This is a genomic window from Arthrobacter sp. LAR12-1-1.1 (assembly GCF_040676555.1).
GTDB lineage: Bacteria > Actinomycetota > Actinomycetes > Actinomycetales > Micrococcaceae > Arthrobacter.
Genome location: NZ_JBEGIG010000023.1, coordinates 148482 through 163940, shown reverse-complemented (window position 1 = coordinate 163940; position 15459 = coordinate 148482). Strand labels below are relative to the sequence as shown.

The window sequence follows — 15459 nt, the reverse complement described above, 5'->3', positions numbered from 1 at the left end:
TACGAGGGAAGCGGCACATCCAAAACTTAGCGTCGGCCAGTTCTTCCCCTTGATCGGGTGGGCGCACCTTTGATCCACTGGAGTAACTAACGTGAGCAAGCGGACTTTTCAGCCGAATAACCGCCGTCGAGCCAAGAAGCACGGCTTCCGCCTTCGTATGCGTACCCGTGCCGGCCGTGCCATCCTGGCAGCCCGTCGTGGCAAGGGCCGCACCGAACTGTCGGCCTAAATAACTGACTCGTCGGTCTACATCCCTGTGCGAGTTGAACGGTGCTAGCCACCAGGAACCGTCTGCGGACATCAACCGATTTTTCAACAACTGTACGTTCCGGTGTCCGCAATGGACGCCGGAACGTAGTGTTATATACGGCAGCTCTCGCTGCCGATGAACCAAGCCGGATCGGATTCATCGTTTCCAAGAGTGTCGGGAACGCTGTTGTCAGGAACCTCGTTAAGAGGAGACTGAGAGAAGCCGGTGCATTGTCGTTGCAGAAATACGGCAGCGGGTTCGCCATCGTGGTCCGGGCACTGCCCGCTGCGGCGGGGGCCAGCTGGGACCAGCTGCTCGCCGACTATGACGCCGCTTTGGAGACGACCATGAAACGGCTGGGCAATCGCCTTCCAGAGGCTGCTTCACCAGGTTCTTACAAGACGACACAGGAAGGGACCCCGCGTGCGTAACTCAACTGCCGCCGTCGTCCCTCCTGCAAAATCCGCAGCAGCATGGTTGGGCCGGGCAGTCTGGAACTTGCCCCGCAATGTCCTCATTCTGTTGCTTCAGGCGTACCGCAAGGTGATCTCACCGCTGTACGGCCAGGTTTGCCGCTTCTTTCCCAGCTGCTCGGCCTATGCCCTTGAGGCGATTACGGTCCACGGCGCGGTGAAAGGAAGCTGGCTGGCGGCGAGGCGCCTGTCGCGCTGCCATCCCTGGAACGCCGGTGGCGTGGACCATGTCCCCGCCGGCAAATGCGAGTGGCCCGCAGACCGCACCCCCACAATTGTTGTGCTGAACAATCCGGACAAGTACCTGGCTGCTCAGACTGATGGAGAAGGCCGCTCTGCGGCCTAACGAATAGGGATATCGTATGGACTTCTTTGAAACAATCATGTTTCCGTTCAAGTGGCTGGTCTCAGCCATCATGGTGGTCTTCCACGATGGCCTGAGCGCCATCGGCATGCCCGCTGCCAGTGGCTGGACGTGGACCCTGTCCATCATCGGGCTGGTGCTGGTGATCCGTGCCGCCCTGATTCCCGTGTTCGTCAAGCAGATCAAGGCCCAGCGAGGCATGCAGCTGCTGCAGCCGGATCTGAAGAAGCTGCAGGACAAGTACAAGGGCAAGACCGACCAGCTGTCCCGCCAGGCCATGGCGCAGGAACAGATGGCCCTGTACAAGAAGCACGGCACCAACCCGTTCTCTGCCTGCTTGCCCATGCTGATCCAGATGCCCTTCTTCTTTGCCCTCTTCCAGGTCCTCTCCGGCATTACGGCCGCGGCCACCAGCGGGAAGAGCATCGGGGCGATGAGCCACGAACAGGTCGTGCAGTTCGATCAGTCGACCATTTTCGGTGCCCCGCTCTCCGCGACGCTGCTCCACGGCACCCCCGAGGGCGGCAACGTCGTTGCGGTGTGGGTCCTCTCCATCGTGATGATCCTGGCCATGACGGCCTCGCAGTTCATCACGCAGAAGCAGATCATGGCCAAGAACATGTCCGAAGAGGCCCTGGCGAGCCCGTTCATGCGCCAGCAGAAAATGATGCTCTACATCCTGCCGGTCGTCTTCGGTGTGGGTGGCATCAACTTCCCCATCGGCGTCCTGATCTACTGGACCACCACGAACCTTTGGACCATGGGGCAGCAGTTCTTCGTGATCCGCCGGATGCCTACGCCGGGTTCCCCCGCCGCCAAGGCTCTCGCCGAGCGCCGGGCAGCCAAGGGCCTGCCCGCACTGCCCCTCCTGGGCGGCAAGAAGGTCGACGCCGAGGCAGCCGAGGCCTCCGCCGCGGCCGCCGTGGAAGCCAAGACCCAGCGCGTCCAGCCGCAACGTAAGAACAGGAAGAGGAAGTAATGTCTGCCGAGAGCACCGAACACGCTATTTCCGCCGAGTTTGACGAGGACCGGGACGACGCCCAGGATGCGGCCCAGGACTCGTCGCAGGACGACGCCCAGGGAGCACAGGCCGGCACCGGCAAGAGTGTTTCCGCAAGCCGCCTCGAAGAAGAAGGCGACGTCGCTGCGGACTACCTTGAGGAGCTGCTGGACATCGCGGACATCGATGGCGACATCGACATCGAGGTCCGCAACGGTCGCACGTATATCTCGATCGTCGCCGAAGAAGAATCGGCCGGGCTGGAAAGCCTTGTGGGCCGTGACGGCGAAGTCCTTGAGGCGCTCCAGGAACTGACGCGGCTCGCCGTGCTCTCCGCGACGGAGAACCGGTCCCGCCTGGTCCTGGATATCAACGGGTACCGTGCGGAGCGTGCCGGCGACCTGCAGAAGATCGCTGAAGACGCCGTCGCCGCGGTCAAGGATTCCGGCGAGGCCGTTGCCCTGGCTCCGATGAGCGCCTACGAGCGCAAGATCGTGCACGACGCCGTCGCCGATTTGGGGCTCGTCAGCGAGTCCGAAGGCGAAGGCGCCGACCGGCACATCGTTGTCTCCGCAGACTGAACCGTTGACTAGCTTGATGGTTGAAATTACCGCCCATGAACTCAAGGCAGCAGAGTCCATCTTCGGTGACCGCCTGGAACTGGCGACGCGCTACGTCGAGCACCTGGCGACGTCCGGGACCGAACGGGGCCTGATCGGGCCCCGGGAAGTGCCCCGGCTGTGGAGCCGGCACGTGCTCAACTGCGCCGTCATCGAGAGCCAGATTGCCCACGGAAGCCATGTCGCCGACGTCGGCAGCGGCGCCGGCCTACCCGGCCTGTGCCTGGCCATCGCCCGGCCGGACCTGGAGCTGACGCTGATCGAACCGTTGGAGCGCCGCGTCATCTGGCTCCAGGAGGTGGTGGATGACCTTGGCCTCGAGAACGTCACGATCATGCGCACCCGCGCGGAACTCGCAGTGGGACTCGTGAACGCCGACGTCGTTACGGCCCGCGCGGTATCCGCGTTGTCCAATCTCGCCGGACTGACCATTCCGCTCCTGGCCGGCAAGGGCGAAGTCGTTGCCATTAAGGGACGCAGCGCCGGCGAAGAAATCGAAAAGGCGGCCAAGATTATTCGCAAGCTGGGCGGCACTAAGACGTCCGTGGTGGTGGTGGGCGAGGACCTGCTCGAGGAACCCACCACTGTTGTGCGAATCGTAGTGAACAAGCCTCAAAAGATTACCTAGCACCGGCCCCGGTGCCCGGGGAGTCTGAGGGGAAGAGGTTAGGCTAGTAACCGGCAGTAAAAGCCGAATGAGAGTGAGCGTGTCATAGTGAGCAGTAGCGAAGCTTCCACACAGCGGATCCCGCCGTTTGTGTCCCTGGGGTCCGCACGGGCGTTTACGGCTCCTGCAGTAGCTTTTGACTACTCCGGAAATCACACGGCTTCGGTTGCCAAGGCTGTCGGGATGGCCGGTGTTTCACGTGAAACCTCTCTTCCGCACACCGGGAACGTGCTGGACTCCATCGACGATTCCAGCCCCATCGCCCGGGAACTCGCGCATGAGAACAAGCGCCGCGAACGGCTGCTCGGCCGGCAACTGCCCAAACCGGAAAAAACCCGGGTCTTCACCGTTTCCAACCAGAAGGGCGGCGTCGGCAAAACGACGACGACCGTCAATATCGCCGCCGCGCTGGCGGCGGCAGGCCTGAAAGTGCTCGTGATCGACATCGATCCGCAGGGCAACGCCTCCACAGCCCTGGGAATCGAGCACCACGCCGACGTCGACAGCATCTACGATGTCCTGATTAACGATGTCCCGCTGAAGGACGTTGTGGCCCCGTGCCCCGACATCGATAACCTGATCTGTGCGCCCGCCACCATCCACCTTGCCGGCGCCGAGATTGAACTCGTCAGCCTGGTGGCCCGCGAGCAGCGGCTGCGCCGCGCCATCGATGTGTACTCCAAGGAGCGCGCCAAGAATGGCGAGGATCGGCTGGACTACATCTTCATTGACTGCCCGCCCAGCCTCGGACTGCTGACAGTCAATGCCTTCTGTGCGGCCAGCGAAGTCCTCATCCCGATCCAGTGCGAGTACTACGCCCTTGAAGGCCTCAGCCAGCTCCTGAAGAACATCGAGATGATTCAGAAGCACCTGAACGCCGATCTGGTTGTCTCCACAATTCTGCTGACCATGTATGACGGCCGCACCAATCTCGCTGCCCAAGTGGCAGCCGAGGTCCGGGAGCACTTCCCGAAGCAGGTGCTCGGTGCCGTGGTGCCGAGGTCGGTGCGTATTTCCGAAGCACCGAGCTACCAGCAAACTGTCATGACGTATGATCCCTCTTCCAGCGGCGCCCTGTCCTACCTGGAAGCCGCAGCGGAAATCGCGGAACGTTAGAATCTTTTCAAGAATTGCACTAGCCAGAGCCAGGTGAATCCCGGCTCTTCCACTGGAGGGATTTATCCATGAGCGATAAGCGACGCGGCCTCGGCCGTGGACTTGGCGCACTCATTCCAAGTTCCGCCGCGGCTAACGCCTCCGGAAACGGCGCTGCCCCATCCCGGCCCGTGGACCTCTTCTTTCCCGAAGCCCGAAAAAAGATTTCCGACGCCGACTCGGTCCCGGACGTCAACGCCGCCCAGGCCAAGGCGCCGGAGTCCGCCCCCGCCAAGACCGGAGCTGCCGGCACTGATGCCAGCGCAGCTGCCGACGTCGACGCAGCTGCCGGCGCTGCCGGCTCTGGGTCCAAGAAAACTCCCGCCCGGAAGACGGCTCTGCCGAAGTCCTCGCCTGCTGCTGCCAAGCCGGCCGCGGCCGACGCCGGCGAGCAGTTGGCCTTCGAGTCCACCTCGGAGCAGGGCGATGAGCGATCGGTTGAGCTTGTAGAGGTGCCCGGTGTCAGGTTTGCCGAAATTCCGGTCACTGATATCCATCCCAACCGCAAACAGCCCCGCTCGGTCTTCGATGAGGACGACATGGCGGAGCTGGTGCACTCCGTACGGGAAATCGGCGTCCTCCAGCCAATTGTGGTCCGTACCTCAACCGAAGAGGGTGGCGAACCCTACGAGCTCGTCATGGGTGAACGGCGGTGGCGTGCAGTACAGGCCGCGGGCCTGGAAACTATCCCCGCGATTGTCCGTGACACCACCGATGACGACCTCCTTCGCGATGCGCTGCTGGAGAACCTGCACCGTAGCCAGCTGAATCCGCTTGAAGAGGCTGCGGCCTACCAGCAGCTCCTCGAGGACTTCGGAACTACCCACGAGCAGCTGGCGGACAGGATAGGCCGTTCGAGGCCCCAGGTGTCCAACACCCTGCGGCTGCTGAAGCTTCCCCCGCTGGTCCAGCGGCGGGTTGCCGCAAACGTTATCTCGGCAGGTCACGCCCGTGCGTTGCTGGCACTCCCGGACGCCGCGGCCATGGAACGACTGGCGCAGAAAATTGTGTCGGAGGGCATGTCGGTCCGGGCGACCGAAGAAGCCGTCACCTTGTACCAGAGCCCCGCCTCGCCGGCCAAGAACAACATCCCGCGCCCCGGAGCCCGCCACGAACGGCTGGACTACCTGGCGTCGTCGCTGTCTGACCGCCTTGATACCAACGTCAAGATTTCGCTCGGTGCCCGTAAGGGTCGCGTCAGCATTGAGTTCGCGAGCGTCGAGGACCTGAACCGCATCATGGACGTCCTGACGCCTGGAGCGTCCAGCTAGGTCGCCTCTCGCTGAGCGTTTCCCGGAGGGTCTGTTTCACGTGAAACAGACCCTCCTTTTTTGTCGATGCCGGTGCCCTTTGCAAATGCCGGCGCTGCTCGTGCCGGGGATTACTGCCGGGTGGGATTCCACTATCCTTCGGCCGGGCCCGGGGCCGGGCCTGGGCCGGCCGCGGATTGAGGGCTCGGGTCGTGGGAGCGGTACGTCACCGTGTTTAGTGGCGGAGTCTTTGGGGCGGAGTCTTTGGGGCGCTTCACCGCGGGTAAGGCGGCATTCGCCCCTACCGCCGGAATAGTGAACTGGCCTGATGAATACTGTTGGTTCTCAGCGTAGGTGCACGCGGAATGCGCAGTGTACGGTCCAGACCTTGTGCCGGCGTCCGCGAAATGGGTAACACATCGCCGTACGGGGCGTGAGCGGGGAGGTATGCCGCGGGGCTCTTGGAGTCGCTGAACGGATCTCGTGCGTTCCTAATGACCCTGCAGAGTCCATGCCGCCGCGACCACGTCTCTCCGAAGCCGCCATTACCGTCCCTTTCTGTGCCCATAGGAGAACCTGTTCCGGAGCTGCGGATCAATGTTTCACGTGAAACAGGGCCAGCAAATCCATGCCACAGCACTCACCGAGCCCTCAGGCCTATCCCGTAGGCCAGGCAGTGGACGATGGACGATAGCCGATCAGAGCGGATGGGGCGTTAGTACCGGCTCGAAGACCGGACGTCCGTCGCCCCGGCGGTCAACATCGCCGGGGACTCGGCATTCCGACGGTGCGAGTTCAACGGGGCCGTGCGACTGCAATAGAGCTGGGAATCGGGGGTGGCCCTGGGCCGGGGGGTCGACCTCCTGGAGATGATCCACGAGATGTCCGCGGGCTGAATATCGAAGGTTGAGCCGCCCAAAGGAAGGTGTCCATCCCTGGTTGTTCAAACTCCCGGCCTCCGCGTCCGGCCCGGATGGTGGTGCGGGCAGTCGATCACATCGCTCCATCTTCGCCACCAGCAGCAGGCAGGAACAGCCTTCGAGGCATGGCCAGCTCCCGGGTCCGCCGTTAGCCCACGGTAAGAGCTGACGACTTTCGAGTTCGGCGGCAACGTACCTCGCTGCGCGAACTGTGGACGTGCAGCCTGTTGTGGCGGCCTTGAAAGCAGTGTCGGGTCCCGTTGCAGCGCTGCATGGGGGGCAATAGTCGAATGAATGCAGAGCGGGCTGGCGTGCCGCTGAAGTTCCGATCGGTCGGTTTATCGTGGGTTGGGGTCTTCCTGCTTTCGCGGGAATTCGAAAGAGTGCCTGTACCCTCTGATTCCGATGTCTAGTCGTTGAGGCGTCCTCTGGAAGGCAACCGCGGAGATTCGAATGTCACGCTTTGATCAGGCAATGTCGCTGCCACAAAGTCCCTGAGCATGGGTTCCCCGGCGATGTGGCGTGGCCTATGTTTTCGACGCGCTCCGTCCACCGCCGACGGTCCCGGGACCCAGGGCCGAGCGGCACTGTTTCGTGAAGGCGGAGCGGCGGGATTGGCCTGTTGGGCTTGGGCTCCTTGGCGGCCTGTGGGCCGCAACGTGGGCCTCGATATGGAGTTGATGTGGCGCCGACGCCGCAGGAGTACCCGACCTCGCAGCGATGCGACGGAGCACTCCTCTTGGGATGCTGGACAGAATTGCCTGGCATCACGGAGTTCCAAGCCCTCCGGGTCCCTACTCGCTGGCCTTACCGTATTCGACAGCATGCCCGTGATCCCATCCCCTCCTCCAGTAACCGTTCGGGCCGCGCATGTCAGCTTGCTGCGGCACCCCGGCACCCCGGCACCCCGGCACCTCGGCACCTCGGCACCTCGGCACGCCGGCACCCCGGGCGCCGTATTCCGGCACCGCGGCACCCCGGGACGCCGTATTCCGGCACCGCGGCACGCCGGCACCCCGGGCGCCGTACGCCGGCACCGTGGCGCGGCGGTACCCAGGCACCCCGGACGCCGCACGCCGGGCGTCGTACTCCGGGCCGTACTCCGGCACCGTGGCACGCGGGTACCCGGCTCCCCCACCGAGTTCGCAGAGTATGCCGTGCCCGTCAGCCTGTCATTACGGACTATACGAGAGTGCAGCGACATTGATCCGTCACGGGACGCCAGCCACCCTCACTCCCGGCAGGCCTCGGGAGCCCCTGCTGCCAGGAGCCGCGGTGCGTGGGGCTCCCGATACGGAATGCCGGCGAATCGTATCCGGAGGACGCGTCAGTGCCCTGTCGATTCAGAATATTGGACGGTCTCGCCTGCAGCAGCGTCGGTCTGGGCGGGATCGCCCGAGGTGATGAGTCCGCCAGCTGCCACGGTCGGGGATGCGCCCCAGCGTCTTCACGTTCAGATGGACGAGTCCCCTGTGCTTGCGCGTTCGTAGCGGTTAGCCGTGGTCAGGGTAGACGAATCGGAACTTCAATCTGCGGATCACAATCCATGCGCCGTGCGATCCCCGTACGCTGTAGGCTCCGGCCCACTCTTTGCGCCGGCACCCGACGAGGGTCGCGACCCGCCGGGGTTCCAGCGTAATGACCGTCGGCGTCCCGGATGGCCTGTTCACCTTCGGCACCTGAGCCAGTGAGTTGAGCGTTGGTCTGCGCCGGCTCATGCCGTTCGGAAGTCCGGCCACTCGCCCGTCCCAGGACTTCCCGACCCATGGACATGAGGCTCGGTCGGCCCGGGACTTTCCGACATATCGACGTGCGGCTCGGCCGGAACACGTTTGGCTCCGACGCAATACGAGCGGCCGGCCGCCACGCGGTCGACCATCAGGCAGCTTCCATGAGCCGTCCAAACGGCGGCGGGTGGGAGACGAGGACCTCCGAGTGACAAGTGCGTGAACGGATCGGCTCCACTAACCCCGGCGGTCGTCCTCGCTTTCAGGCCCCACGTGTCGACGACGTGCCGTCGCCGTAGACCCGGTCCGCGGCAGCCGGTCCGCGCAAGATGATAATTCGACTTGGCCCCATGGCGAATTGCCGAAGCCGGGTGATCAGACGGGGAGCGGCGGCGCTCCCCGGGTGCTTCTCAACATTCGTGCACGCGCTGGACGCTCTGCCCTAAGTGGTGGGTGGTGTATGTGGGTGAATGGTCTGGTCGTTCGAAGTGACGTGGTTCGGCCAACAGCATTGGTTTCCTGCGAGGTGAGGGACACCCCTTCCAGGCGCTGCGGTGCGGCAGCTGAACGGTGTCAGGAGGAGCGCTCTCGGAGCCGTCCATGGCTACTGGTTCCGGCCAGTGCCCGGTGGATAGAACGGTGGATAGAGCAGTGGATATTGCTGTGGATAACTTTGTGGATTAGTTTCGGACTGAAGCTCCGTGGGAGCGGCTGAATGGGACACCAGCTGCGGTCGTACCGTATGCCTTGATGCTTTGATGGATGCTCGTGATCCGTTTCACGTGAAACATGATCATTCACGGCGGGAACGGGGCCGGAAGCATTGGTGAAGATGTATTAAATCTCCGCTCTAGGGTTAATTTTTCAGGGTACTTGGCTTCTTTTTCCGTCCGGATCCCCAGGGCTTGAATGATTCTTCGCGGCAGAACCAAGGCACCGCGAGTAGCCGGTCAATAGGTCATGGCCTGAGAACCTAGCGACGCTTCTCGGAGCGTCAGTACGTGGGTGTGAATAATCTCTCAGGGCCTGTGGATAACTGTGTGAATAACTTCTGTGGAGAACGCGGTGGATATCGCGGACGCGACGGTTCCTGCGGGCCAGTGCACGTGCTGGGCGCGCATGAATCGGGAGTGCTTTTGACCTCTATTTGTCGACGCGGACAGCCGCTTAGATGGCGGATACTGTGACGGTGGGTCCTCAAGGCGGTGTCGTCAGAGCACTGTCGAAAAGCTCAAGGACACGGAGGGATCGAGGATCTCCTTCCGCGGGAGGCGGCAGTGACTACAGTCGGTAGCTCCAGGAGATCCGGAAGCGAAGGGGACGTTGCCCACCTGCCGACCGCTACAACAATACGACTAGTAGCGCACTGACACGAACCTGCGGTTCGGGAGAACGCGCATTCCCTCCTGTCCCCCGCGTGAATAGTCTGCGGACAATCGGCGGGAACAGAACCACTGCCTACCGGTCCCCTCTTCAGCAGACAAGGTGGTGCGGGTTGCCACTAGCCCGGGTAGTTGGAGCGTCGCCAAGGGCTTGAGGGGAGCTCTCGATGGAGCCTGGCCGGAGATGGGCAGCCCGGTTCAGCAGGCGTTGGGCGAGCTGCGACGTACGGACCGGAGACTGCAATGTGACTTAGACGAGGCGGCGACGTACGGACGAATGTCTGAGCCTGCCCGTTGCTGGACCGCCGGTACGAGGGATCACTGGCTGGGGCAAGACGGCGAATAATCGGGAGTCTTCATAGGCCGGCTGACGGGATCCGCCAGGAGCGGGAGCCGATTGCGGACCCGGCGCGGCGAGAAATATCGTCGCCGTACTCGGGGTGGCCAGCCATTGCCAGTGGCAGGGGGCTCCGTCCCTTGCCTTCAATAGGTCGTTGAGTTGTCTTCTATGCGCCTGCCGTGGACTGAACGTGGAGACCTCTTGCCGTGGCCTACTGACGACCCAACCCGGAATTCGACCGCCGGGGTTGGGCGCGTGCCATAAATCAGACAACATGAGCCATCGAGATATCAGTGTGCCTTGGAGATCCTGTTGGCCTTCTCCCCCGCCGGACCGCGTGCAGTCGAACCGCGATTGACCGTGTGGGGCCGGCCCCAGCAGCACGCCCTCCGCCTGTCGAGCAAGTTCTTAGGCTCTCGGACAGTTGCCTGTGGGCTGCCATGCCGGGTTGTTATGGAGTCTATCCAGCTCACCCGATGACGGGAGTCTGCTCGGTTACGCTTTCCAATCAGACCTGCCGATGGGTCGCGCGGCTGGTGGGAGCTGGAAGGGGTTCCATCCCCCGTCAGGAACCATATTGCCCTGGTTACGGCATCCCCTCGGATAGCGCGCAATCCGTTGCCATGTTTCACGTGAAACCTGGCGATGCTGGAGCTGGGCCAGGTCCCGTTGGGGCCTACGTGGGGATTGAGATGGAGCGTGGGACATGAACGGAATTGGGCCCGCAGTCAGCCGAACGATACTGCAGGGAGTGACAGGCTAGGCCCTATGCCGCGGCGACCCTCCGCCTGTGTAGTTGCTGCCTCGCCGCGGTCGGTGCTCAAGGACGCTATGGATGACGACGCAGGCCGGGAGGGGCAACACTTAGACGTCACTGTTTGGGCCCCCTGGTGAACGGTAAAGGGGAAGTCAGCGCCGTATCCAAAGGAATATCCGAGAGTCCACTGTCGGATCGCCATTTTTCGGCCGTCGTCGATGCCCAGCGTAGGTTCGGTTTCACGTGAAACACCATGACGGCGGCCTACCCGCCCGATTCCACGCTTGGGCAGCGCTCAGGTGGACGGGTCCGAGGCCTGCGTGTGATTGGCGGCCGCCAAGAATGACCGGGAACCAAACGTAGAGCTAGATGACGCCAGGGATTGGAACGGCTGCTCTCGTGAATTTCAGGGGTCGGCACGTCAGCGCCTACCAGACTGCTTTCGCCACTAGCTTGGCTCTCGGTTCTGTGGAGGAGCCGCGGGGGAAAATCACGTATCCCGGCAGTGGCGGAATAGCCTCCCCAGCGTCCAAACTTTGACCCGTTGCTGTGCAGGGCGGGATTCAGTCAAAATGCCCGCGCGGAATGCAGTCAGGACCCTTTGATGACGCCCCAACCTGCCACTCATAGGCCATTCAAGGCGCTGACTGTGTGAGTTGCGCAATAGGGCATCGCATCCCGCCAGCACCACTTCGCCTAAAGCCCGGCGATCTGGAACCCCCACCCGGATTCAATGTTTCACGTGAAACCGGCCGGGTGCGGCGCGCTAGCGACCCCTCGGGTCACCAAGTCACCATAAATGTCCGGCGACAGTGAAGGCTGCGGTTAGCCACGACTAGTACCATAGCCGCAGCGGCAAGAGGGAGGCCGGTTTCCCGGAAACTTCTCGTGGCCGCAGAACGGCTGGCATGGACCGCAGAAGCGCGCATGAGCGTTCTGATCCTCATGTTTCACGTGAAACATGGGCATTATGTGAACGCGACAACCGGTGCACCGGTAAACCGTCGCTACAGTACTTTTCGCGCATTGGAGCGCCCCCGACAGCAGGCGGAAGCGTCCCTTCCGGGGCGGGAATCGAGAAATACAGCGAGAGTGGCCAGCCGAGAGAAAATTGCATCAGCGGGCAACCCCTGAAACTTGCCTTATCAGTTCGAAAGACGTCGCCGTGACCCGGGCAGCCCCTACCACCCTCTGTCAGTCCCCCCTCCCCCTCTGTGAACCCTGGACCACAACAAAAAAAGTGGCCCCCGCCAGAAGGCGGGGGCCACTTTTAGTGTGCCTAGGACAGGACGTCCGCAAATTCCTTCTCAAAGAACTGCTTGGGCCGGGCACCGATAACGGTGCTCTTGACCTCGCCGCCCTGGAACAGGTAGACGGCCGGGATGGAGGTGATGCCGTACTCGGCTGCGATGGCCGGGTTGTCGTCAACATTCACCTTGACCACATCAACCTTCTCGCTGTATTCGACCGAAATCTCGTCAAGAATCGGTCCCAGCTTGCGGCAGGGGCCGCACCATTCGGCCCAGAAATCGACGATGACCGGCTTGTCGGAGGCCAGTACATCAGTGCTGAAGCTGGCGTCCGTTACGTCTTTTGCGTTGCTCATAACCTTTGTCTCTCTTCCGTTGGTTGCTGCGCGCCGTTTAGGCGTGGAAATCTGCGAGGTAGTGCTCTACGTCGAGGGCGGCCACACAACCGGAACCGGATGCGGTGATCGCCTGGCGGTATGTCGGATCGATCACGTCGCCGGCGGCGAAAACACCCTGGACGCTGGTCTTTGACGTGCGGCCGTCCACCGCGATGGTTCCCTCTGCGGTCAGTTCGAGCTTGCCCTTGACCAGATCGGTGCGAGGATCATTGCCGATTGCAACGAACACTCCGGTCACGGCCAGTTCGGATTCCGCGCCGTCAAGCAGGTTCTTCAACCGCAATCCGGTGACTTTGTCCTGACCCAAAACGTCCTCCACGCCGCTGTTCCACACGAAGTTGATCTTCTCGTGGGCCAAGGCGCGGTCGGCCATGATCTTTGAAGCGCGGAGAGTATCGCGGCGGTGCACAACGGTGACGGACTTGGCGAACTTGGTGAGGAACAGGGCCTCCTCCATGGCGGAGTCGCCGCCGCCGATTACTGCGATGTCCTGATCCTTGAAGAAGAAACCGTCGCAGGTTGCACACCAGCTGACACCGTGGCCTGAAAGCCGCTTCTCGTTCGGCAGGCCGAGCTCACGGTAGGCCGAGCCGGTGGAAAGAATGATGGACCGGGCCTTGAACGTCTCCCCTGTGCCGATGGTGACGGTCTTGACGTCGCCGTCGAGGTCCATCTCGGTGACGTCTTCGAACTGGATCTCCGTGCCGAAGCGCGCGGCCTGCTTCTCGAAGTTCTCCATGAGGTCCGGGCCCATGATGCCGTCCGGGAACCCAGGGTAGTTCTCTACGTCCGTGGTGTTCATCAGTTCGCCGCCGGCCGTGACCGAGCCTGCCAGGAGCAGCGGCTTCAAGTTCGCGCGCGCCGTGTACACCGCTGCGGTGTAGCCCGCCGGGCCGGAGCCGACGATGATGACATCACGTACTTCGGAGGCAGTGTTTTCTGCGTTGCTCACTGAACGGTGAACCTCTTCCTTTGTCGAGCGCCCGCCTCGATGGCCGGCCACATGGCACAACTATTGCCGGGCATTGAATATTCCGGCCGAAATGGGCGTCACGAAGCAACACCATTACTCAGGGTACCGGTTTGCCGCGGCCGGGGCCGGAGGCGGCCCCGGATTACAGGGCCGCAACTACACAGGGCCCCTTACCGCCCAGGGCCCCTTATTGCCAAGGGTCGGCTACTGCCCAGGGTCCGCTACTGCCCAGGGTCCGCTACTGTACCTTGATCTCGGCAAGGCGCAGGCCGTACCCGTAGCGGGTCTTGGGAGCGGCCAGCTTGGGAAGCGTCTTGATGGACACGATCACGTATTGCGCCGTAACAGGTTCGGACAGAGGCATCGTGAGGTCCGGCGACGTAAAGCTGTTGCTGCCAATCTGCTTCGCGCCGTCCAGGGACGGGCTGTCATTGGTGAAGACGCTGATGCTGCCGCCCGAGGCGCCGAGCTGGCTCAGGGTGACGGAAGAGACTTTGGAGGGGTCCTTCAGCTTGACGACGAGCGGGACCTCGGAGGCAAGTCCGCCCCAGTCCTCCGTGGCGAATTCCATGTCGGACCAGAAGCTCGCGCCGTTCCCGTCAAACGTCTTGGCGAGGTCGGTGTCGTAATTTCCGGCGAAATCGAAGTTGCCGACTCGCGTCACGTCCTCGATGACGGGCGGCCCGGCGGCCGGTGCCTCGCTGGCGGTCGACGACGGTTGCCCCGTGGACTGTTCCGGCGTGCTGGACGACGCGGACGGTGCGGCGGTGGTCTGCGGGCTGCTCTTAAAGAGGCTGCCAAGGTTGGTGACCGCGAAGATGAGGCCCACCACCAATACGGCAGCCAGGAGCCCGCCCACCAGCCAGCGCATGGAGCGCGGTTCCCGGCTGGGCTCGTCTTCGTACTCGTACTCATCCTCGTCGATGGCGGCACGGGCGGAGGCGGGGAAGTTGCCCGGAGCCCGATCCGCAGTGTCGAAACCGGCTCCGGCCAGTCCGGCGGCCGCTGCGGCGCCGCCGTGGTGCTCGGCACCACGCTGGTCATCGCCGGTGTAGTCGTCGTCGGACCACAAGGAAACTTTAGGTGCAGCGGCGGTTGCCGGCTGCTGCGCTGCCGGGTCGGTCTGGCGGGACGCCGTGCCGCCCTGGGCGGGCTGCGGCGCCGTCGTATGTGCCGCGGTCTCTTGCGGTGCGGTTGTGGGGGCTTTGGGGGCCCTGGCGGCTGCTGCTGCAGCCCCGGCTGCCGCAGCAGCGCCAGTCGCGGCGGCGGGCGCCGACGTCGGCCGGGACGGTACTCCGGCGGGAGGTGCCGCGGGGGAAACCGGCGGGTGTCCGGCTGCGGCCTGGGTCTGCCCATAGTTGATGTACCCGGCGTCGACTTCCTCGTCGTCGTAGAGTCCGTCGTAGGTTTCGGGTTCGTGGGAGCGGGCCTGCCCAAAGATTTCGCTGCCCAGGGTGTCCGTGAAGAAAGGTTCCACGTACGGCGGGTTGGACGACACCACAAGATCCAGAAGGTCCGCGGCCGAGGTGTGGTTGGTGATCAGATACGTGGTGGAATCGCTGACGCCGAGGTCAAGGATCTGCACACTGCCGGGACGTTCGCCCGTGGCCACTTCACGGGCACTCTGGGCCACCTGATCGGCGTTGCCCGGGCCGGCGACAAGGATACTCACGGGACGGTTGAGCACCTGGTCCACACCGTCCAGCACCAGATCCTGGTCATGTGAGGTCAGTACGGTGGCAGTGACCTTGTAGCGGCCACCGAGTACTGATCCGACATCGATCGGGTGGGACACGGGCTCCTCCTAGACTGTCCGGGACCTGCCGACGTGGTCACTCTGAGAGCGACCGTGTGCCCTCCGGTAAGCCGGTTGACCGCTGGTCCGCAACTTCCCTTGTTAGTCTTCGATCCTAGCCGATGCTCTGTCCGGGCC

11 protein-coding genes are annotated in these 15459 nt (G+C 63.1%); 8 read left to right on the top strand and 3 right to left on the bottom strand.

Annotated elements, in window-relative coordinates; all coding sequences use genetic code 11:
- Positions 1–91 precede the first annotated feature (91 nt).
- The 8 genes from rpmH (at position 92) to MRBLAR12_RS13590 (ending at position 5800) form a co-directional block, all read left to right on the top strand.
- The gene (gene rpmH / locus MRBLAR12_RS13625) at positions 92–229 is read left to right on the top strand and encodes a 50S ribosomal protein L34 (RefSeq protein WP_003800212.1); all 138 of its coding nucleotides are present in this window, start codon (positions 92–94) and stop codon (positions 227–229) included.
- Positions 230–270: 41 nt separating this feature from the next.
- Positions 271–681 carry a ribonuclease P protein component gene (gene rnpA / locus MRBLAR12_RS13620; protein ID WP_364746640.1) on the top strand — a complete coding sequence of 137 codons (411 nt, stop codon included), beginning with the start codon at positions 271–273 and terminating at the stop codon, positions 679–681.
- On the top strand, positions 674–1069 hold the full coding sequence (yidD, locus tag MRBLAR12_RS13615; RefSeq protein ID WP_229993519.1) for a membrane protein insertion efficiency factor YidD: 396 nt from the start codon (positions 674–676) through the stop codon (positions 1067–1069). The genes rnpA and yidD overlap by 8 nt, the downstream gene beginning before the upstream one ends.
- A gap of 16 nt (positions 1070–1085) precedes the next feature.
- Positions 1086–2066, top strand: a complete 981-nt coding sequence (yidC, locus tag MRBLAR12_RS13610; RefSeq protein WP_229993520.1) for a membrane protein insertase YidC — start codon at positions 1086–1088, stop codon at positions 2064–2066.
- Positions 2066–2668: a protein jag gene (locus tag MRBLAR12_RS13605; RefSeq protein WP_229993521.1), complete on the top strand. Its 603-nt coding sequence runs from the start codon at positions 2066–2068 to the stop codon at positions 2666–2668. Before yidC ends, MRBLAR12_RS13605 begins: the two co-directional genes overlap by 1 nt.
- 16 nt (positions 2669–2684) lie before the next feature.
- A complete protein-coding gene (gene rsmG, locus MRBLAR12_RS13600; RefSeq protein WP_229993522.1) occupies positions 2685–3335 on the top strand; it encodes a 16S rRNA (guanine(527)-N(7))-methyltransferase RsmG in 651 nt (216 codons plus the stop codon).
- A gap of 87 nt (positions 3336–3422) precedes the next feature.
- Positions 3423–4490 carry a ParA family protein gene (locus MRBLAR12_RS13595; protein WP_229993523.1) on the top strand — a complete coding sequence of 356 codons (1068 nt, stop codon included), beginning with the start codon at positions 3423–3425 and terminating at the stop codon, positions 4488–4490.
- A gap of 68 nt (positions 4491–4558) precedes the next feature.
- The gene (locus tag MRBLAR12_RS13590; protein WP_364746636.1) at positions 4559–5800 is read left to right on the top strand and encodes a ParB/RepB/Spo0J family partition protein; all 1242 of its coding nucleotides are present in this window, start codon (positions 4559–4561) and stop codon (positions 5798–5800) included.
- 6384 nt (positions 5801–12184) lie between these two features.
- On the opposite strand, the gene trxA is transcribed toward MRBLAR12_RS13590, so the two are convergent.
- The 3 genes from trxA to MRBLAR12_RS13575 form a co-directional block, all read right to left on the bottom strand.
- On the bottom strand, positions 12185–12511 hold the full coding sequence (trxA, locus tag MRBLAR12_RS13585; RefSeq protein ID WP_091248528.1) for a thioredoxin: 327 nt from the start codon (positions 12509–12511) through the stop codon (positions 12185–12187).
- Positions 12512–12548: 37 nt separating this feature from the next.
- Positions 12549–13505, bottom strand: coding sequence for a thioredoxin-disulfide reductase (gene trxB / locus MRBLAR12_RS13580; protein WP_229993525.1), 957 nt, complete (start codon positions 13503–13505; stop codon positions 12549–12551).
- Positions 13506–13764: 259 nt separating this feature from the next.
- Complete coding sequence (locus MRBLAR12_RS13575; protein ID WP_229993526.1) at positions 13765–15321, bottom strand: ABC transporter substrate-binding protein; 1557 nt, start codon at positions 15319–15321, stop codon at positions 13765–13767.
- Positions 15322–15459 lie beyond the last annotated feature (138 nt).

Excerpts from the sequence above, each read along its gene's own strand:
- yidC (WP_229993520.1), top strand. The coding sequence starts at position 1,086 with ATGGACTTCTTTGAAACAATCATGTTTCCGTTCAAGTGGCTGGTCTCA.
- MRBLAR12_RS13605 (WP_229993521.1), top strand. The coding sequence starts at position 2,066 with ATGTCTGCCGAGAGCACCGAACACGCTATTTCCGCCGAGTTTGACGAG.
- rsmG (WP_229993522.1), top strand. The coding sequence starts at position 2,685 with ATGGTTGAAATTACCGCCCATGAACTCAAGGCAGCAGAGTCCATCTTC.
- MRBLAR12_RS13590 (WP_364746636.1), top strand. The coding sequence starts at position 4,559 with ATGAGCGATAAGCGACGCGGCCTCGGCCGTGGACTTGGCGCACTCATT.
- trxA (WP_091248528.1), bottom strand. The coding sequence starts at position 12,511 with ATGAGCAACGCAAAAGACGTAACGGACGCCAGCTTCAGCACTGATGTA.